Origin of the sequence: Blautia massiliensis (ex Liu et al. 2021) (assembly GCF_052064225.1) — a bacterium.
In the GTDB taxonomy this organism is placed as follows: domain Bacteria; phylum Bacillota; class Clostridia; order Lachnospirales; family Lachnospiraceae; genus Blautia_A; species Blautia_A fusiformis.
In genome coordinates this window covers 20464-40342 of record NZ_JBQHWA010000017.1, presented here as the reverse complement: position 1 = coordinate 40342, position 19879 = coordinate 20464, and the positions used below count along the sequence as shown (strand labels likewise).

Sequence of the window (19879 nt, the reverse complement as noted above, 5' to 3'; positions counted from 1 at the left end):
GATATTAACATTTTATTTTCAAAGAAAGACCTGCGCAATATGTGCTTCTAATTGTGCCTTGTTTTTTTACAAATTATTGCAATTCATGATCTGTTTTCGTATAATAATGTCATATAAGCACCAAAAGGAGTACTACTATGTCTGATTTCAGCAACAAATGCCGGGAATACCTAAAGGATACAGGAGAAAACGTTTATCAGTTATCTGCTTCTTCGGGACTTGACCGTACCTCGCTACAACGTATGATCACAGGGAAACGTCTTCCCGGTATTGATTTTGTGCGCCAGTTCTGCGATTCCCTCCGGATCAATCCTTCCCAACGCAGGGAACTGATGGAATTATATAAAATAGAAAAAATCGGAAAAGAAATATATTACAACCGCAAATATATACAGGAGCTTCTGGGTGTTATCAGCTCCCAGCAGGTCATTTCCCGGGAGGGTTTTCTCAAGCTTCCATCCTTTCCCTTTTACCGTGGAACTTTTTCTCTTGATGTGGAAAAGAAGGTCCTGAGCCTTTTTGAGGACATCCTGTCTTCCGGTTCTTCTGAAACGATCCGTACCAACCTTCCGGCCAACTGCCGGCTTCTTGTACAGATCTTTTCCCTTCTTTATCCCAAATATGAGAAACTGCCACCGGTGATCCAGATTCTGCCGCTTCACCAGAACCCGTCCGCCTCACCGGATTACAACATGAATCTGGAAACCTTTCTCTGCACACTCCTTCCGATCCTGTCAGGTTTTGTGGGCTACCAGCCATATTATTACTATACTCAGACAGGCCGAGAGTTTTCCAGCTATGAACTGTTTCCTTTTTTCTTACTCACTGAAAAAAAACTGCTGCTGTTATCCTCGGATATGATGACCTGTATTTTTACTGAAAATCCGGAAGCGATCCACGCATATCAACAGGAATTCCGGCGGGTTCTTGAGAATTCCAGTCAATTCTTCCTGCAGTCGGATTCTCCGAACAGGATCCTTAATATCTTTGGTTCTATCATGCAGACAAAGATCTCAACAAATTTTGCACTGGAATCTCATCCCTGCCTTGCACTGATGTCCTATGGTCCTGGCTTTATTCAGTCATTGTTTGATAACAGGGATATCGATCTTTCCGATCCGGTCTATACCCAGCTGGCAGCGGTTCTGAACCAGACTTCCTTTTCTTTTACAGAAGCTGCCTTTTCCTGCAATTATTTTACACTGAGCGGGATCCGGAAATTTGCCCGTACCGGACTCCTTGACGGACCTTATTCCTACCATCAGACCCCTCTTCCGAAAGAAGAACGAAAAAAAGCCCTCAAGCATCTTCTTGACACAGATATGGGACATGAAAAATGCAGGATCCTGAAGCCTTCCGTACTTCCTGAAACCGGGATCCATCTGGAAGTTCTGTCTGACTATTCCGTTTTTCTCTGCTTTCTTTCCGAAAAAGATACTTTTCTCTGTATCTATCTGAAAGAGACCAGTATCGGACAGGCCCTGAATGATTACCTCTGTTCCCTGTCTGAGGAAGAATCCGTATATACAAAAAAAGAAGCCCGGCAGATCCTGCTGGGACTTCTTGAACAGCTTTAAGAGCCGGTACTTCTGTGATATTCTCTTGTGAGATCCTCCAGGATCCTGTCGGTTTCTCCGGATGCGATATGCTGCTCCGGGAGACCGGCAAAGCTTTTCAGCGCCTGGTCTGTTTCCTGCCTTACCATTTCATCTGTCTTCAGATCTTCCTGTCGTTTCCTGTATTCTTCTTCACTGTGAACACTGCGGTAGGCCAGAAGATAAACCTTCAGCGCTTTCTCTGAATGATTCTCCTTCCATGCTTTCCAAAAGCAATCCAGCGCTTTATCCATCTGGAACAGGTAACTGTATGCGCATCCCTGGTTATGAAGGATCCTTTCACGCATTTCTTTGGTAATTTCTTTCCCACCATTCTCCATCAACTTCTGATAAACACGGAGCGCATTCACATACATCCGATTCTCCATCAGTACATCACCTTTGCGTTTCTCCCGTATTTCTTCAGGTTCACGTTTTCTGGCTTCGATGCGCCCGTTTAAGGTCTTAAGCTCTTCATAAGCCAGATAATTGATCTCTTTAAATATCGGATACAGTACTTCTTCAAGTCCGGCCTCTCTTCCAATATAAGGTTTCAGCTTGGCCGCAAGCTTCGGAAGCTCCAGTTCTTCCTCCAGCCAGGTACAGAGCTTACTGCTGATCAATGAGCTGTCCACAAGATAAAGATTGTTATAAAGATAATAGCAGAGTTCTTCTATAGAATAGATATTGGTACTGATATTTTCGATATAAAACGGCTTCTCTGCTTTTTTTACCTGACATAAAATATATCCGCTCATGCCTGCTTCCTTTCTTCCTGCTCATCCCATCGTACCAGTTCCCTCCAGATCTTCCCACTGGAAGGATACATTTCGCCAAATCCCAGATCCTTCACTGTGATCTCGCAGTCTCTCGGCGATACGTATTTCAGCATGAGGGAAAGCCTTGAAGTCCGATTAGGCCGCTTTGGCAGACCTTCAAGTGCCATAGCCACACGTTTCTTCTCGGTTTCTTCCGGAATACTTACTACAAATACCAGTTCACTGGTATCATCCAGGATCAGCTCGCAGGATGCACTGCATTCATACCAGTTGCTGCCGCTTTCGATCAGCGGATAATAAGCCGGAGATCCCATCACCCGCATATCCATTCCTACGTCCGCAGTCACCAGCGAATCACTTAAATAGCGGTAACCTTTGAGTTTTTTATCCTCCAGCCTGTCCTTACCGGCTATACAGGCTCCCTTTGCAAAAAGATTGTTTCCGTAAAAAACCTTCCGTCCCTGATGACACAGGAGCTTTACAGACTGCTGTGCCCACTGCTGGTCAAATCCTTCTCCCGTGATCTGCACACTGGAGAAGAGCTCTTTGCCGAGAGTTTTACTGATAAAACGGTAAAATTCCACATCACGGATCTCTTCTTCCGATTCAAGCTTTGCACTGACCGGATCCTCCAGTTTTACAAGCACCGGTCTGGAAGAGCCGTTGATGGTCAGCTTCCGGAAGGTTACCGTATCGCCTGCAAAGGCATACCAGCCTACACTTCGATTCCAGGTTTCCCGTTTCTGTCCCAGTGCATAATAATAAAAGCTCTCGCCATAGTCCATAAGCATATATTTCTCACGGGAAAAACCTGCAAGGCTGCAGGCCTTCTGATAATTCCGTACCTGAAGTGTACTAAACTCCGGCGATGTGATACAAAGGCACCGGGTATTCTTTACGATATCCTGGATTCCCAGAAATTTCAGGATTCCCCTTAGAAAATGTGCCAGAAGCTCTGCCGGCTCTTTTTCCTCTCCTGCCACCTGGATCTTTTCTTCCTTCTGACAGATATCATAAATATTTCCGATCATGATCCCGCCCTTTTCCCTGGCAAAATACTCTGCTTCCAGGCCTACGCAGTAATCACCGTGATCGGTACGATAGCAGATACAGCCCGGTGCTTCGTATTGACTGGCTCCTACCTTCATGGAAAGAGAACGGGCTTCTTCTGCTTTTCTGTCATAATAACAGATCTGTGTGTATTCTTTTCCAATATCAATTCCTATGATCAAGTCACGAATTTCATTCATCTTTCCGGTTCCTTCTCTATGACAAACATTTCATTAACGTACTGTTCCTGCCGGAGATACTGTGCCAGCTTCTCCTTCACTTCCGTGTCTTTCTCCAGTTTTCTTGCACAGAGTATCTGATTGATCAGCTGATATTTGCTGGATGCCTGGTCATTACTCTGGTTCATGGTCAGTATTTTTTCTTCCGTTTTGTGTACACCGGTTTCATCTTCTGTCTGGAAATAATATCGCAGGGTCTCTCCATAAAACAATGTAAATGCTCTGGCAAAAATTCCCTCATAGATATTTTTGAGCGGTTCACTTTTATAGTCCGGTACAGTTCCAAGACCGGTATCCAGGGAATAATACAGTGTGACCGAAGCCTCCGGTGAAGTATGATACTCTACAAAAGTCTTATCATCCAGCTGATACAGTCGCAGGATACTCTGATCCAGATTCCGGAAAAACTCAAATATCATTCCTTCCTTTACACAGGAAGAGAGGATTTTTTCCTCCATTTCCAGATTTTCTTCATCAGAAGTTTTTTCTTCGGAAAGCAGTTTCAGAAGGGTCAGGTCACAGATCCGGTCTCCGGGCCACTCCTTTTCTCTGCGATTTTTCAGATACTCCTTAAGTCCAGGCATCTCCGGCATTTCTTTTACAAACATTCCGTAAGACATCAGAGTCAGATACGCACCGATCACACTCTCTTTTCCGGAATGGCGGATATATGCTTTCAGGATATCCGCACCCTCTGGCCGGTAATCCCAGTTAAACATCAGAAGAGAAAGGATCCTCTCCTCCAGATTATAGGTATCCATATCAAACCCACAGGCACTTTTCCAAATATCCAGAAGTTCATCCACAGGTCCAAACCGGAATTTCATCAGATACATGAGGATCACTTCATCATAGATTCCCTGTCGGTATACATGAGAGGAAAGTGCGATCAGCTCTTCGTCTTCCGCACAGTCACAACGGATGATCATACGGCTTACCAGCTTCAGAAGAGCACGCTCCTCTACTCCTTCAAATCCAAATGCTTCCACCACGCTCATAGCCTGCGGAAACAGTCCCCGCTGGATCAGGATCTCCAGAAGGGTTTTCCGGTCGACCATGGCATATTCCCGATAATCCATCATCTCCAGACAGGCATCCAGATCTTCTCCCTGCACGTGATCCCGATAATAATCCAGGATCTTTTTGCGGATCAGCCTCTTATATTCATCGGTAAACGCCGGTGAAAGGACCAGTTTCTGAAAAATTCCCAGATTCTTACGACTGATCTCCTGACCCTGACAGTAATACAAAAGCACAGCCGGTTCATCCGCCCCTTTTTCCAGCACTGCCGGAACCATCTCACGATCATCAAAAAGTGGTGTCAGATTATAATCTACCGTAGCAGCATAACGTCTCTGTTTTTCATCCTGAAATACAACGGCCGCATCTTCGCTGCAGATCCTTGGGTAAGCGATCCCATGGATACACGGATAGATTTCTTCCTGTTTCATCTGTCTGTGACGGACGATCACACTGCGGACCTTCGGATCATCCGTATACAGCCGGCAGGTAAACATTCTGGAGGCGATCACCTGCGCTTTTTCGCTGTCCGATGGTTCCCGCATGAATTCCTGATAAACAGCGGCATAATTTTCATTCATCCGGCCTTCCCGTAACTTACGGAAAGCAAATTCCTCCATGCTTTCACGATAACTTTCGTATGTCTGTGGATCACGTTCCTTCCCTGCAATGATGCATGCATACAGATAGGCACGCTTGGAATCACCGAGAGTATTATTGTTATAGGTAAAATACATCAAAAGCGGTTTCGGCAGGACTCTCCGATAAGAAGTATCCAGTGTTTCCACATAATATTCATACAGCCGTGTGATCCGGATCCCGCGGTCCACGGCAGCGGAAAACCACTGAAAATATTCCGGTTTTCTTGGATTTCCCTTCATAATATATTTACAGATAGCTTCCACGGTATCATCCGACGGAAAGGCTTCACATCCCATGACCATAGCACGGTACAGACTTTCGTTAAAAGCTTTCTCATAACCGGAAAGATATGCCAGGCGCATGACCAGCTCTTCCGTCAGCATCTGTTCTTTTCCTGCAAAAAGGAATACCTGGGCCCAGAACCCATTGATTCGATGCAGCAGAGACATATCTGCACAAATACGGTTCCATGCTTCCAGATACAGAAAAGGACTTGTACATCCCCGCTCAAAAAGTTCCTCCATCAGAAAGATCTTTTTTGACGGAGAAAGCGTATGATCCATTTCAAATACCAGTTTCAGAAGGATAAAGCTGTCTTCCTTCTGCATCTGGAAATTCTGTACCTTGCGGAGGGCCTGTTCCTTATCCCGGTACAGCCCGGTCTGTGTACACAGATACAGATAAATCCCTGCCAGTTCCAGTTCATTGTGATGAAAGGATTTATTCTGATAACGCTCAAGGATTTCTGAAGCCTGGTCATCTTCTCCTTCCAGATGAAGAAGATAGGCTTCCAGAAGCTGATATTCCGGATATTTCAGTCCGTTTTCGCCCATACGGTCAAGCTTCTCATGAGTAGAGGCTGTCCAGGCCTGAAAATCTGTTCTTTTACAGAGATATCCCAGGTATTCCTTCATCAGAGATATCCGGTACTGTTTTTCAAGAAGATCCAGGTTCACGGCACTCTCAGTTCCTCTGGATGCAAGAACGTGATATACCAGTTTCTGGTATGGGGTTTTTACAATGATCTCGCCGTACTGATTTCCTTTTCCCAGTTTTTCCTGGCGGATCACATAGTTTATTTCACAGGTACTTCCGATAAAATCCTCTTCTGTGACCACATGCTTGCCTGCCTCCAGAAAATCCCCGTTTACCTCAATATCTGCCCGCAGGTGTCCCCATCCGCTCCTGTGGATATAAAGGGATTCCTGAACAGATTCACTGACATCATAAAAACCGGCCTCTTCTCTGTTCAGACTCAATGTCACCTTTTCCTTGGCACCGGCTGCGATCAGAAATTCCTCCAGATGCTGATAGGTCACCGGCTGCTGTGACATTCCTGCATAAAGAGAACGGATCTTCTCACTCTGATCACTCAGGATCAGGGAAAAATGTCGTTCTGTAAAGATCCGGTAAGCCTCATGGAAATCTTCCTTTGCAATGTGCAGAAATTCTTCCAGAGAAGATACCTTTCTGCCTGCACTCTTCACCTCTTCCGTCTGTACCTGTACAGTGAACGGCAGCTTATATTCTCCGATACTGGTAGTAAAACACAGCCAGCCTTCAAAGCTCTCTCCCGGCTTCATTCCCTCTGCATCTACCCCATAAGGCATGCGCACTGTGGTTCCGGAAAAGCGGTCAAATCCGGGCACCAGTCTCCGGTCAGATGAAGTCACAAAGCCACTGATCCTGCGGTTGTCATCGGTACCGAAATAAATCTCATCCTTTGTAGTCTCTCCTGCCTTCAGCGTAGCGAAAATACGGTCCTGTGAAAACAGAAGCCCAGGCTGTTCATAAATAAATTTTCCGTTAAGAAGCTGTTCTATCCTCTTTTTCAAAATATATACTCCTCATCAATATACACTGATTGTTGTCACTCGTATTTTATGATTATACACCAGATCAGAATGTGGCGCAACAGGTGTTCGCCTCTGTCCTTTTTATAAAGTTTCTGTTGGAAAAGCACGAAAAGCACGTCCGGCTCATAAGCTATAAGGAAATCCCCTTTGAGGTGAACCCTTGAAAACCTTTCTGAAACCGCTTTCTTTTGCGGAAGAGCAGTTCTATCTTCTGCAGCTCCAAAGGGGCGATCCGGAAGCAAAAAATATCCTTATCGAACACAATCTCCGCCTCGTAGCACATGTTGCAAAAAAATATCAGGGATGTGACGAGGATCAGGATGATCTGATCTCCATAGGCACCATAGGTCTGATCAAAGCCATTTCCACCTTTGATCCCAGCCGGACTTCCAAGCTTTCCACTTATGCTGCACGGTGCATTGACAATGAGCTTCTCATGATGTTCCGTGCCCGCAGGAAACGTTCCAGAGAAGTTTCTCTCTATGAACCCATCGGCACAGACCGGGAAGGCAACGAGATCAGCCTTCTCGATATCATTGAAAGTCCACCCGTTGATGTTGTGGATGATTGTTTCAAAAGGGACAGCATTTCCTATCTTCTCCGTTATATCCGGACAGTACTCTCCCCAAAGGAATACCAGGTGATCTGCTGCCGCTACGGTTTGAATGGTCAGGAGCCACTGACCCAGCGAGAGATTGCTGAAAATCTCTCCATCAGCCGCTCCTATGTATCCCGTATCGAAAAGAACGCTCTTCGAAAACTCCGTACTCTTTTTCCTGAAAATCAGTAAAGGGGAGAACGTTCTTTTCGTTCTCCCCTTTACTCTCTCTTATCTGCCCTTTCGGATCATTCACCTCTTCGGAGAATATCAAATACCTCCGGCATCTCAGTCAGTTTCACATAGATCCTCTGCTGAGCATGTGGTGCACTCTCCATAGCTTCGCCCTCTTCATTATAAATGGCTTCCACTGTGACCGGAATATTCCTTCCGTCCGGTTTCATGATCTCGATAGTCTCTCCTACAGAAAACTTGTTTCTCTGTGTCAGTCTTGCCAGACCTCTCTCATCGATCTCTTCTGCAAATCCAAGATATGTGTATTCTCTTACATATGTGTTGCTGTCATAGATCTGGGTATTCTCATCCGGCTTTCCGTAAAAAAATCCGGTGGTAAACTGACGGTAGGTACAGTTTGAGATCTGCTCCTGATACCACGGCATATTTGCATGATATTTTTCCGGACTTTCCATACAGTCGTCAATGGCTTTGCGGTAGGTTCTTGCCACTGTTGCCACATAAAGAGCTGTTTTCATACGTCCTTCGATCTTCAGGCTGTCAATACCGCTTGTAAGGATATCTTCCATATGTTCTACCATACAGAGATCCTTGGAATTAAAAATAAAAGTTCCTCTCTCATTTTCAAATACCGGCATATATTCTCCCGGACGCTTCTCCTCCACAACAGAATATTTCCATCTGCAGGGATGGGTACAGGCTCCCTGATTGGCATCTCTTCCTGCCATAAAGTTACTGAGAAGACATCTTCCGGAATAGGAGATGCACATGGCACCGTGGATAAACGTTTCAATCTCCATATCCTCCGGAATATGTGCCCGGATCTCCCGGATCTCTTCCAGAGAAAGCTCTCTTGCACTTACCACACGTTTGGCACCAAGGTTATACCAGAAACGGTAAGTCTCATAATTGGTATTATTTGCCTGTGTACTGATGTGACGCTCGATCTCCGGGCAGATTTCCCTTGCATACATAAAGATTCCCGGATCTGCGATGATCAGTGCGTCCGGTCCGATCTCCTTCAGTTCCTGAAGATATTCCCTTACACCCTCAAGATCACGGTTATGCGCCAGGATGTTTACTGTCACATAAACCTTTACACCATGGGAATGGGCAAATGCGATTCCCTCACACATATCTTCTTTTGAAAAATTCTTAGCCTTTGCACGAAGTCCAAAAGCTTCTCCGCCGATGTAAACAGCATCTGCACCATATATGACGGCAACCTTTAAAACCTCAAGGCTGCTCGCCGGAACCAATAGTTCTGGTCGTTTCATAAACCTATTCTCCTGTTTTTACACTTACAGCCGCTCCGTCTCCAAGAGGAAGCACCGATGTACGAAGCACCGGACTGTGAGTCAGCTGCCAGAGATATTCTCTCATTCTTTTATAGATTGTACGGTTACGCCGTTCCACAAGATAATGAGATTCAATAATATCCCCTTCCTGCAGCACGTTGTCAGATACCAGCACGCTTCCCTCTTTCATCAGTCTCAGCACGTCAGGAAGCCAGTGGATATACTGGCCCTTGGCTGCGTCCATGAAGATCATATCAAAGGTTCCGGTAAGATTCTTCAGGATCTCTCCGGCATCTCCCTCCAGAAGCGTGATCTGTGACTCTCTTCCTGCGCGCCTGAAATTATCCTTTGCGACAGGAATTCTTTTTTCATAATTCTCTATGGTAACAATTTCCATATCTTCCGGCCCATACTCACACATAAGAAGTGTGGAGAAGCCTACGGCAGTCCCCACCTCCAAAATGCGCTTCGGTTGTTTCAGTGCCAGAAGCATCCTCATAAAGCTCTGCATATCTCTCCGGATGATCGGCACCCGGTCTGCAAGTGCCTTTGTCTCCAACTCCTGCAGAAATGGAGTATTCCCCATATCCAGTGAATTGATATAGGTCTGCATGCGTTCTTCTACGATCACTGGCTGTTCGATCCTTCCTTGCTCTCTTCTCCTGACAGCACTGCCATGATCCTGGTCGGTGTATAAGCTGTACTGAGAAGGTATGTACCTGCTTTGATCTGTCCGTGATATGCGGACATTCTTTCCTGTATGGTAAATGCAAGCGCATCCTTGATAAGACCCTTCTGCTCCAGTGTCTTGCCTACTTTATATGCAGAGGCACCTTCTTTTATGACTACCGTGACCTGCTGTCCCTCTCCCGGGCTCATAGCCTGCTGGTTAAACACATCGTAGCCAAACTGATATGCTGATTTTCCAACCCAGATCAGAAATACGATAATAAAGATATATACAGCGGTTTTAAATACCCCTCCAGCCAGAAAAACGCCGGCCCTGCTAACCTTGTCTCTTGTGTCTGCCATAGTCTTTCCTCCTATAAGTCAGGAATCTGTATGTCAATCCCGTCCACCAGCGTCCTGCATATCCGCTGCATCAGTCTGCACAGCGCAAGCTCTGCGTCGAGATAGGCATTTACTTTCAGGTTCTGTCTCAGACTTGCAGACTCCTGATTGAGCTGTTCCGCAATATGGAACAGCTCATCCTTGTCTGAATGATTCTGCAGTCTGAAATTATCTCCGCGGAATCTCATCACTCTGGCTTTCAGCTCAGGATCCGCTTCAAGCTGGGCTGCCTGTTTCTGATATTCCTGATATTCATCGCTTCTGTGCACAGCATCGAGAAGCTTCTCGATCTCCATGCTGATCTCATCCATGAACCTACGCCTCCATAATGATAGGCAGGATCATAGGATTTCTCTTGGTCCGTTTCCACAGATACTCTCCAAGGGCATCCTTGACCTCGGTTTTGATCTTGCCCCAGTCAGTGATATTGTTCTCCAGGCAGGAATCCAGTGCAGTTTCCACAACCTGTCTGGCATGCTCCATAAGATCCTCAGATTCTCTTACATACACAAAACCTCTGGAAACGATATCCGGACCTGCGAGAACTACATTACTGTGGCGCTCCAGTGTCATAACTACGATCATGATTCCATCTTCAGACAGGTGCTGACGGTCACGGAGTACGATATTTCCCACATCGCCAACGCCAAGTCCGTCTACGAAGATCGCACCTGTATGAACGCTTCCTGTCACCTTGGCATCCTGTCCGTCCAACTCCAGAACATTTCCGGAAGAAAGGATAAAAATATTCTCCTTCGGGATTCCCAGATCTTCCACAATGTGTTTCTGTGCAGTCAGATGACGGTACTCACCATGGATCGGAATGGCATATTTCGGTTTTACGAGGGAGTAGATCAGCTTGATCTCCTCCTGGCAGGCATGTCCGGAAACATGGACATCCTGGAAAATAACCTTGGCTCCCTTCATAGACAGTTCGTTGATGACCTTGGAAACTGCCTTTTCATTTCCGGGGATCGGATTGGAGCTGAAAATGATGGTATCGTTAGGCTTGATCGTGATCTTCTTATGGATATTGGCTGCCATACGGGAAAGTGCCGCCATGGACTCACCCTGACTTCCGGTTGTGATCAGAACCACCTTGTCGTCCGGATAATTCTTCACCTGATCGATCTCGATCAGTGTGTTCTCCGGGATCTGCAGATAGCCAAGCTCTGACGCTACGGAAATAACATTGACCATACTGCGGCCTTCCACAGCAACCTTTCTTCCGAACCGGTATGCAGTGTTAATGATCTGCTGCACACGATCCACGTTGGATGCAAAGGTTGCAATGATGATCCTGGATGTACGGTACTCATTAAAAAGATTATCAAATACATGTCCCACTGTACGCTCGGACATTGTAAATCCCGGTCTCTCTGCATTGGTACTCTCACACATCAGTGCAAGCACACCCTTCTTGCCGATCTCTGCAAAACGCTGCAGATCGATGGCATCTCCAAATACTGGTGTATAATCAACTTTAAAGTCTCCTGTGTGTATCACGATTCCCACCGGTGAATAAATAGCAAGTGCGGATGCATCCTGGATACTGTGATTCGTTTTGATAAATTCCACAGCGAAATCCCCAAGATTGATCACCTGCCCGTGTTTTACCTCTTTCAATTTGGTAGAACGCATAAGGTTATGCTCTTTCAGTTTGTTGCGGATCAGTCCCAGTGTCAGCTTGGTAGCATAGATCGGAACATTGATCTCTTTCAACACATACGGAAGAGCTCCGATATGATCCTCATGTCCATGAGTGATCACAAATCCCTTCACCTTGGAAATATTTTCCTTAAGGTATGTTACATCCGGAATGACCAGATCGATTCCCAACATATCGTCCTCAGGGAAAGAAAGACCACAGTCTACAACTACAATACTGTCGCCATACTCAAAAGCGGTAATGTTCATTCCGATCTGCTCCAGACCGCCAAGTGGTATGATCTTAAGCTTGGATGTTGTTCTGCGGCCGGTTTTCCGACCGGATGGCCTGCCGCCGGTCTTTGCCGGTTTCTGTGTGTTTCTGCTGTTTTTTACAGCGCCACCGGCTGCTGTTTTCTTTGCTGTTGGCCGGAAAGGCTTATCCTGACGGTTTTTGCTGCCACCACGATACTGTCTTGTTCTTGATCCGGCATTCTTTTGTCTTGCTGCGGTTCTTCTGGCACCGCCTGCGGAAACTTGTACTCTGCTCTCCGCATTTTTGTTGTCATCGTTGTTCTCGCTTTTCAAAAATCGCTCCTCCATTCAAAATTCACGTCATCCAGCATCTGCTGAAAAACTGCATATACAGCCTGAAGTTCGTCATCATCCTCGACCATCTCATAACAGGCTTCTGTGCTTCCCGGAGCTGAAATATCCTTCAGAATATATGCGTCTGCTTCCTCATCCTGTGAATCGGACACCAAAAGATAAGTCACACCCGCAATATTGGTCTGCTCCTCTACGTAAAACTCAGCAGCTGTGCCGTCGTCTGACTGAAATATTATTTTTTCCATATTTAATTCTTCCTTATCCGTTCTTGTCAAGCGGATATTCACAATCCGCATTTGCTACCTGATCCGCTCAAAATATCTATTTGCGTTTCCGATCATTCTTCCACGCCTTCCTGCTGCTCTCTTCTGTATGCGGCAGCATCCAGATATCCCTGCAGGATAAAGACTGCTGCTACCTGATCCAGATACTGTTTACGGTCTTCCTTATGCACACCGGTCTCCTCCAGAGTACGGTCTGCCGCCATGGTAGTCAGTCTCTCATCCCACATAACAACAGGCAGACCCGTACGTTTCTCCAGCATTTCCTTAAACTCCAGAGATTTCTCGGCCCGCTCTCCTACTGTATTGTTCATGTTTTTCGGGTATCCCAGAACGATCTCCGTAACCTGATACTCCGAAATGATCTCTTCAATACGTGCCAGAGTACGACGAAGCTTGTTTTCCTGCTTGCGCCATACGGTTTCCACACCTTGGGCTGTCAGACCAAGGGGATCGCTCACTGCAACCCCAACGGTCTTCGAGCCATAGTCCAGTCCCAGTACTCTCATATTACCGTTCCCAGGACTTATTCTTGATATACTCGGTGAGAAGCTCCTCTACCAGCTCATCACGCTCCACCTTCATGATCATGCTTCTCGCACCCTTGTGGCTTGTGATGTAGGTCGGGTCTCCGGACATAATATATCCTACGATCTGATTCACCGGATTGTAGCCCTTCTCATCCATTGCATTGTACACCAGATCCAGGACTTCTTTTACCTGAAGCTCCTGATCCGGTTTTGTTCTGAAATACTGTGTATTTCCCAGATTATTCTCTGCCATTGTCTCTCACGTCCTTAAAATATATTCTTTTTTATTTTAATATAAATTTACATAAATTACAATCTTAAATTTAACGAGGATTGCGAATACAAACTGTCAACGTTACTGTTCACTCCGTTCTCAGTAACACGCTTCGCAAAATATTACCAGTGAACAAACAACCTTTCAACATACGATCCCGTTCTTCACTCCACGGCTTCACCTGTCATGATATGCTCTTCAAGAAAGCCTTCTGCCTTTACGATTACGATATCATTTACACCATAAGCTTCCGATTTCGGTACAGCAGTTTTTATATACTCCCGGCTGTGTCCCAGATACCAGGTCCGTCCATCCTTTGTATACTCTTCCTCGATCAGTACCTCCAGGTTTTTGCCAAGCATGGATTTCTCATAATCCCCTGCATGACGATGATGCAGCTCGATCATCTTCTCACTGCGGAAGGATTTCTCCGCCTCTGTCAGCTGTCCGTCCATGGCAGCCGCCTTTGTTCCCTGTCTTCTGGAATATTTGAAGATATGAGTCTCGTAAAAACGGATGCTGTCCACAAAATCATAGGATTTCCGGAATTCTTCCTCCGATTCCTGCGGAAAGCCTACAATCACATCCGTTGTCAGTGCCGGATTTCCATACACTTCTCTTAAAAGCTCACAGCGCTCTCTGTATTCCCCGCTTCTGTATCTGCGGTTCATCCTCTCCAGGGTCTCATCACAGCCACTCTGCAGGGAAAGATGGAAATGCGGGCATACCTTCGGCAGCGCCGCGATCCCTTCCGCAAATTCTCTTGTAACGATTCCCGGTTCCAGCGATCCCAGACGGATACGCCTGATTCCTTCGATCTCATGCACAGCACGGATCAGAGAAAGCAGTGTCTCTTTTTTCTCCTCCGGGAAATCCACTCCATAGGAGCTTAAATGGATTCCTGTAAGGACCACTTCCTTATACCCTTTTTCCGCAAGTGCACGGACCTCCTTCAGAACACTTTCAATATTCCGGCTTCTGACACGGCCTCTTGCATAGGGAATGATACAGTACGTACAGAACTGATTGCATCCGTCCTGAACCTTGATATATGCCCTTACATGTTCTGCTGTATGATCAATGGAAAGTTCCTCATACTCTTTTGTCTGATTGATCTTGATCACATGGGAACCATGGCCCGGTTTGTTTTCCGCATATTCGGCCAGTGCCTCCACAATATTGATCTTCTGGTTATTTCCCAGAACAAGATCAATGGCTTCGTCTTTTTCCAGTTTCTCGCCACCGGTCTGTACATAACAGCCCGTTGCCACCACGATCGCTTCCGGATTCATTTTTTTTGCTTTGTGGAGCATCTGTCTTGATTTTCTGTCTGCAATATTGGTTACTGTGCAGGTATTGATCACATAAATATCCGCTCCCGGCTCAAAAGGCACGATCTCATATCCCGCCTCCTCCAGAAGCTGCTGCATGGCCTCGATCTCATAGGCATTTACTTTGCAGCCCAGGTTGTGTAATGCAACTTTATTTCCCATTTTTCCTCACTTTTTTTACACTTTAACTAATTATTAAAACAATTTTTATCTCTTTTCACCTTGACTTTTTGGGTACTGACAGGTAAGATGAAAGCTGTAAAACAACAAAAATTTATCAAGGGAGGTTATTATAATGAAAACAGCTAAAATCTCACTGAATTCCATCGATAAGGTGAAAGCATTCGTAAACGAGATCAGCAAATTCGACTGCGATTTTGATTTAGTATCCGGAAGATATGTGATCGATGCAAAATCCATCATGGGTATCTTCAGCCTGGATCTTTCCAAGCCGATCGACCTCAACATCCATGCAGATGGCGCTGCTCTGGATAACGTAATGCAGATTATTTCCAAATATACAATCGACTAATCTATACTGTATATTTGAGAGGAACTGTATCGGATACAGTTCCTCTTTTTTCATGCTTTCAGAATCCTTCTGTTCTCAATGAACTCCCTTTTCCTGATATATCGGTAATTCCAGGGAACCTCTGCAGCGAGGTTCCCTGTTTGTTTTTTCTTATCAAAAAACGGATCACTGAATTTCAATGATCTCTGTGGTATTCAGAGCCGTTTCCATAAGCTCATCGATCTTCTCAGAAAGCTTCTGCTCAGAACGGCGGATCACCTTAAGATTCGGCTTTGTTACAGGATGTTTCGCTACAAAGATGGTACAGCAATCCTCAAACGGCTGAATAGAAGTCTCAAAGGTATCGATCTTTCTGGAAATACGGACGATCTCCTCTTTATCAAAGCCGATCACCGGACGATATACCGGAAGTGTGCAGACCTCATTTGTAGAAGCAAGGCTCTGTAAGGTCTGGCTTGCAACCTGTCCGATGCTCTCACCTGTGATAAGTCCGAGACAACGGTCTTTTTTAGCGAAATGCTCGGCAATACGCATCATATATCTTCTCATGATAATAGTAAGCTCATCATGAGGACACTGATCATAAATATAAAGCTGTATATCTGTAAAGTTAACTACATGGAGACGGATCGGTCCGCTGTATTTGGCTACCAGGCGGGCAAGATCCACTACCTTCTGTTTTGCGCGCTCACTGGTGTAGGGCGGTGCATGGAAATATACCGCATCGATCTTGACACCACGTTTTGCGATCATATAGCCGGCAACCGGACTGTCGATCCCACCTGAAAGAAGAAGCATGGCTTTTCCGTTTGTTCCGATGGGCATTCCGCCTGCGCCCGGAATGGTCTGGGAATATACGTAAATCTTGTCACGGATCTCAACAGAAAGATCCAGCTCCGGATGATGAACATCTACACTTGCCTCCGGGAACGCATCCAGGATACGTCCGCCAAGCTCAGCGCTGACTTCCATGGAGCTGATCGGATAGGATTTCTTTGCGCGGCGTGTCCAGACCTTGAAGCTTCCGTTAAAGTCCGGATGCCACTGCTTCATATAACCCACAACATCTTCGGCAAGCTTCTCAAAGCCCTGTTCTTCATAGATCATAACCGGGCAGATGCCTACAATACCGAATACATGCTGCAGCGCATCTACAGCCTCATCGTAATCATAATTCTCCGGGCAGAATACATAAACTCTTCCCTGCTCTTTTTTTACTTCAAAATCTCCCTCGATCTTGGAGAGTGCGATCTCCATCTGATGTACGAGAGCATCTTCAAAACGATAGCGGTTTTTTCCCTTAAGGGCAATTTCCGCATATTTGATCAGAAATGCATGTACTAACATAAAAATCCCTTTCTTCTGTATTCTCTATCGACGTGCATACCTGCGCAGCATCGGAATTGTTTTTCCCAGTGCTTCCAGGCAGTAATCTACCTCTTCAAAGGTATTTTCCTCACAGAAGCTGATGCGGACGGTACTTTCCACATCTGCTCTGCTCAAGCCTATAGCTGTCAGTGTTGCACTTGGTTTTCTCTTATGACTGGAGCATGCACTTCCTGCGGAAATATATACTCCGAATTCTTCCAGCGTATGGAGAAGAACCTCACTCCGTACTCCGTGGAAGGTTACACTCATGATGTGTGGCGCTCCCTCCATTAACGGCATTCCGTTGACAGTGATATCGCCAAGCTTTGAAAGTCCCTCTGCCATCCGCTCCTTCAGAGCATAGAGGTGCTGTATCTTTTTATCAAAATCTGTGTATACCATATCTGCGGCAACGCCAAGGCCTGCGATTCCCGGCACATTGTCTGTTCCGGAACGCATACCGTTCTGCTGTCCGCCGCCAAGGATCTGCGGCTGTACTCTTACTTTTTTGTTGATGTAGAGGAAGCCCACACCCTTTGGTCCGTGGATCTTATGGCTGCTTACAGATAAAAGGTCGATTCCCAGTTTCTTCGGGTAAATACGGTACTTTCCGAACGCCTGGATAGCATCTACATGAAAAAGTGCTTTCGGGCTTTTTTCGTGGACGAGCTTTCCGATCTCTTCTACCGGCATCACAGCTCCCACCTCATTGTTCACATACATCACAGACACCAGGATCGTATCCGGGCGCAGAGCTGCTTCCAGTGCATCCAGCTTTACAACGCCCTGATGATCAACAGGAAGAATGGTCACCTCATAGCCCTGTTCCTTCAGATAAGCAAAAGGCTGGGCCACTGCTGCATGCTCTACTGCAGTTGTGATGATATGGTTTCCCATACGCTTATTGGCTTCCACACCACCGATGATAGCAAGGTTATCCGATTCTGTTCCACCGGAGGTAAAAAGAATCTCTTTTTCATTCACTTTCAGTAATTTTGCAAGGGTCTGGGCACTTCTGCGGACATAATTCTCCGCTTCCATTCCCTTTTTATGCATGGCAGAAGGATTTCCGAAATCTCCTGTCATGGTTTTGCAGACAATATCCTTTACTTCATCGAAGCATCTCGTTGTCGCGGAATTGTCAAAATATGCTTCCATAATCTATTCATCCTCCAGTTGAAACATCAGAACAGAAAGTACTGCGAGTCCCGCGGTTTCTGTCCGTAAGATCCGGTGTCCCAGGGTGATGGGTTTCGCACCGGCTTCCATGGCATCTGCCACTTCCTGCTCTTCAAAACCACCCTCAGGGCCGATAAAGACACCTATGCTTTTTCCCGGTTCGATCGACCGGATCAGTTCTTTCGTCTCTTTCATTCCCTTTGCAAGCTCATAAGGGATCAATAGAACGTCCAGTTCTTTTGCATAGACAAGGGCTTCTTTAAAGGTCATCACGGAATGTACCTCCGGCACCAGCATACGCTTGGACTGTTTTGCCGCACTTTCTGCGATCTGCTGCCAGCGGGATACTTTTTTTTCTGCTTTTTTGTTATCCAGTTTTACCACGCAGCGCCTGGTTGAAACCGGAACTACGGAATATGCCCCAAGCTCCACAGCTTTCTGGATGATCAGTTCCATCTTGTCTGCTTTCGGCAGGCCCTGGAAAAGATAAATGTGGTTTTTCAACTCATAATCCGGCTCCTGTACATAGAGGATATGAAGCAGGACTTCATTCTCCCCTGCGTTTTCGATCACACAGTGATATTCTTTTTCCTTATCGCTGATCCAGAGCTCCTCGTCTTTTTTCATGCGGAGCACATTGACAATATGATTGACATCATTTCCTGTAATATGGATCTCATGTCTGTCCCTGTCGATCTGATGAGGTTCCACAAAAAATCGCTGCATGAGATCAGTCCTTTCTTGCTGTCACAGATACCCACTCGCCCTGATGAGTCACCTCAACAAGCGTCAGTCCGGCGTCTTTTACAGCCTTCACTACGACATCCTCCTTTACATCCAGGATGCCTGATGTAATGTAGTAAGCGCCTTTTTTCATCTGTGCAACGATCACCGGAGTCAGCGGTACCAGAACATCTGCCAGGATATTTGCAGTTACGATATCATATTTCTCATATCCGACCTGATTCTGAACTTCTTTGTCATCGATGATGTTTCCGATCATCATGTCAAAGGATTTCTCCTCGATCTGGTTGGCCTCCTTGTTCTCAGATACTGCCGGAACTGCACAGGGATCAAGATCTGTACCAACCACATGGCCTGCACCAAGCTTCAGTGCAACGATTCCCAGGATTCCACTTCCGGTTCCCACATCAAGAATCTCCATTCCCGGCTTCACAAATTTCTTCAGCTGACGGATCACAAGCTGTGTGGTCTCATGCATTCCTGTACCAAAGGCAGTTCCCGGATCAATGTGGAGGATCATCTTGTCCTTATCTTCTGCCTTCACTTCTTCCCAGGACGGTACGATCAGAATATCGTCTACATAGAACTGATGGAAGTACTGTTTCCAGTTATTGATCCAGTCCTTGTCCTCTGTCTGGGATTCTGTGATGGTTGCCTCTCCGATATCCACAAAGCTTCTCAGATCCTCCAGTGCAGCCTTCACATCTTTCAGGATTGCCTCGGTATCCGCATCCTCTTCCAGATAGAAGTTCAGATATGCGATCCCGTCATCTGCTGGTCCTTCCGGCATGATATCCACAAACATCTGTGCCTTATCCTCATCGGTCAGTGGCTGCTTGTCCTGGATCTCCACACCTTCAATTCCCACCTCGGCAAGTGTACAGATCACAATATCCTCTGCCTCTGTTTTTGTCTTAAGTGTAAAACGGTTCCATTTCATCTTTTATATCTCCTTATGCTGTATACACATTTACGGATTTTCATTCCAGTCTGTCGCCTGTTTTCTATTGTCCCGAAAACGGGCACTTCTTTTAATATACA

General features: G+C 46.0%; 19 protein-coding genes. 3 read left to right on the top strand and 16 right to left on the bottom strand.

The genetic code is table 11. The annotated features are described in order from the left end of the window. The first annotated feature begins 137 nt into the window (after positions 1 to 137). Positions 138 to 1577, top strand: coding sequence for a hypothetical protein (locus ACTNDQ_RS08585; RefSeq protein WP_278796889.1), 1440 nt, complete (start codon positions 138 to 140; stop codon positions 1575 to 1577). On the opposite strand, the gene ACTNDQ_RS08580 is transcribed toward ACTNDQ_RS08585, so the two are convergent. Genes ACTNDQ_RS08580 through ACTNDQ_RS08570 form a run of 3 tightly spaced genes read right to left on the bottom strand, consistent with a single transcriptional unit; the run spans position 1574 to position 7160 of the window. Further along, on the bottom strand, positions 1574 to 2353 hold the full coding sequence (locus tag ACTNDQ_RS08580) for a hypothetical protein (RefSeq protein ID WP_278796888.1): 780 nt from the start codon (positions 2351 to 2353) through the stop codon (positions 1574 to 1576). The genes ACTNDQ_RS08585 and ACTNDQ_RS08580 overlap by 4 nt on opposite strands. After that, positions 2350 to 3624, bottom strand: a complete 1275-nt coding sequence (locus tag ACTNDQ_RS08575) for a DUF5716 family protein (RefSeq protein ID WP_441064396.1) — start codon at positions 3622 to 3624, stop codon at positions 2350 to 2352. The genes ACTNDQ_RS08580 and ACTNDQ_RS08575 overlap by 4 nt, the downstream gene beginning before the upstream one ends. Further along, the gene (locus ACTNDQ_RS08570) at positions 3621 to 7160 is read right to left on the bottom strand and encodes a DUF5717 family protein (RefSeq protein ID WP_278796884.1); all 3540 of its coding nucleotides are present in this window, start codon (positions 7158 to 7160) and stop codon (positions 3621 to 3623) included. Before ACTNDQ_RS08570 ends, ACTNDQ_RS08575 begins: the two co-directional genes overlap by 4 nt. 181 nt (positions 7161 to 7341) lie before the next feature. On the opposite strand from ACTNDQ_RS08570, the gene sigK reads away from it, so the two are divergent. Further along, positions 7342 to 7971, top strand: coding sequence for an RNA polymerase sporulation sigma factor SigK (gene sigK, locus ACTNDQ_RS08565; protein ID WP_059085391.1), 630 nt, complete (start codon positions 7342 to 7344; stop codon positions 7969 to 7971). A 56-nt stretch (positions 7972 to 8027) separates the two neighbouring features. Here the strand turns inward: sigK and ACTNDQ_RS08560 are convergent, their stop codons facing one another. The 9 genes from ACTNDQ_RS08560 to mtaB all read right to left on the bottom strand — a co-directional run bounded on the left by ACTNDQ_RS08560 (position 8028) and on the right by mtaB (position 15177). Further along, entirely contained in the window at positions 8028 to 9251 is a 1224-nt protein-coding gene (locus ACTNDQ_RS08560; RefSeq protein WP_278796881.1) for a peptidase U32 family protein, read from the bottom strand. A 4-nt stretch (positions 9252 to 9255) separates the two neighbouring features. Further along, entirely contained in the window at positions 9256 to 9903 is a 648-nt protein-coding gene (locus ACTNDQ_RS08555; protein ID WP_278796879.1) for an O-methyltransferase, read from the bottom strand. After that, a complete protein-coding gene (locus tag ACTNDQ_RS08550) occupies positions 9900 to 10304 on the bottom strand; it encodes an endolytic transglycosylase MltG (RefSeq protein ID WP_288787400.1) in 405 nt (134 codons plus the stop codon). Before ACTNDQ_RS08550 ends, ACTNDQ_RS08555 begins: the two co-directional genes overlap by 4 nt. 11 nt (positions 10305 to 10315) lie before the next feature. Next, the gene (locus ACTNDQ_RS08545; RefSeq protein ID WP_015527090.1) at positions 10316 to 10654 is read right to left on the bottom strand and encodes a YlbF family regulator; all 339 of its coding nucleotides are present in this window, start codon (positions 10652 to 10654) and stop codon (positions 10316 to 10318) included. Between the two features lie 4 nt (positions 10655 to 10658). Continuing rightward, on the bottom strand, positions 10659 to 12293 hold the full coding sequence (locus tag ACTNDQ_RS08540; protein ID WP_044962008.1) for a ribonuclease J: 1635 nt from the start codon (positions 12291 to 12293) through the stop codon (positions 10659 to 10661). 281 nt (positions 12294 to 12574) lie between these two features. Then, positions 12575 to 12844, bottom strand: a complete 270-nt coding sequence (locus ACTNDQ_RS08535; protein WP_059086846.1) for a DUF1292 domain-containing protein — start codon at positions 12842 to 12844, stop codon at positions 12575 to 12577. 92 nt (positions 12845 to 12936) lie between these two features. Then, entirely contained in the window at positions 12937 to 13389 is a 453-nt protein-coding gene (gene ruvX / locus ACTNDQ_RS08530; protein ID WP_015527088.1) for a Holliday junction resolvase RuvX, read from the bottom strand. A gap of 1 nt (position 13390) precedes the next feature. After that, on the bottom strand, positions 13391 to 13663 hold the full coding sequence (locus ACTNDQ_RS08525; protein ID WP_015527087.1) for an IreB family regulatory phosphoprotein: 273 nt from the start codon (positions 13661 to 13663) through the stop codon (positions 13391 to 13393). A gap of 185 nt (positions 13664 to 13848) precedes the next feature. Beyond that, positions 13849 to 15177 (bottom strand): tRNA (N(6)-L-threonylcarbamoyladenosine(37)-C(2))-methylthiotransferase MtaB, encoded by a 1329-nt coding sequence (gene mtaB, locus ACTNDQ_RS08520; protein ID WP_021652336.1) that lies wholly within the window; start codon positions 15175 to 15177, stop codon positions 13849 to 13851. Positions 15178 to 15310: 133 nt separating this feature from the next. On the opposite strand from mtaB, the gene ACTNDQ_RS08515 reads away from it, so the two are divergent. Further along, a complete protein-coding gene (locus ACTNDQ_RS08515) occupies positions 15311 to 15547 on the top strand; it encodes an HPr family phosphocarrier protein (RefSeq protein WP_015527084.1) in 237 nt (78 codons plus the stop codon). Positions 15548 to 15712: 165 nt separating this feature from the next. On the opposite strand, the gene thiI is transcribed toward ACTNDQ_RS08515, so the two are convergent. Genes thiI through prmA form a run of 4 tightly spaced genes read right to left on the bottom strand, consistent with a single transcriptional unit; the run spans position 15713 to position 19778 of the window. Then, a complete protein-coding gene (gene thiI / locus ACTNDQ_RS08510) occupies positions 15713 to 16894 on the bottom strand; it encodes a tRNA uracil 4-sulfurtransferase ThiI (protein WP_015527083.1) in 1182 nt (393 codons plus the stop codon). A 24-nt stretch (positions 16895 to 16918) separates the two neighbouring features. Further along, a complete protein-coding gene (locus ACTNDQ_RS08505) occupies positions 16919 to 18073 on the bottom strand; it encodes a cysteine desulfurase family protein (RefSeq protein ID WP_320810305.1) in 1155 nt (384 codons plus the stop codon). Positions 18074 to 18076: 3 nt separating this feature from the next. After that, entirely contained in the window at positions 18077 to 18820 is a 744-nt protein-coding gene (locus ACTNDQ_RS08500; RefSeq protein ID WP_441064395.1) for a 16S rRNA (uracil(1498)-N(3))-methyltransferase, read from the bottom strand. A 4-nt stretch (positions 18821 to 18824) separates the two neighbouring features. After that, on the bottom strand, positions 18825 to 19778 hold the full coding sequence (prmA, locus tag ACTNDQ_RS08495; RefSeq protein WP_021652332.1) for a 50S ribosomal protein L11 methyltransferase: 954 nt from the start codon (positions 19776 to 19778) through the stop codon (positions 18825 to 18827). Positions 19779 to 19879: the final 101 nt, after the last annotated feature.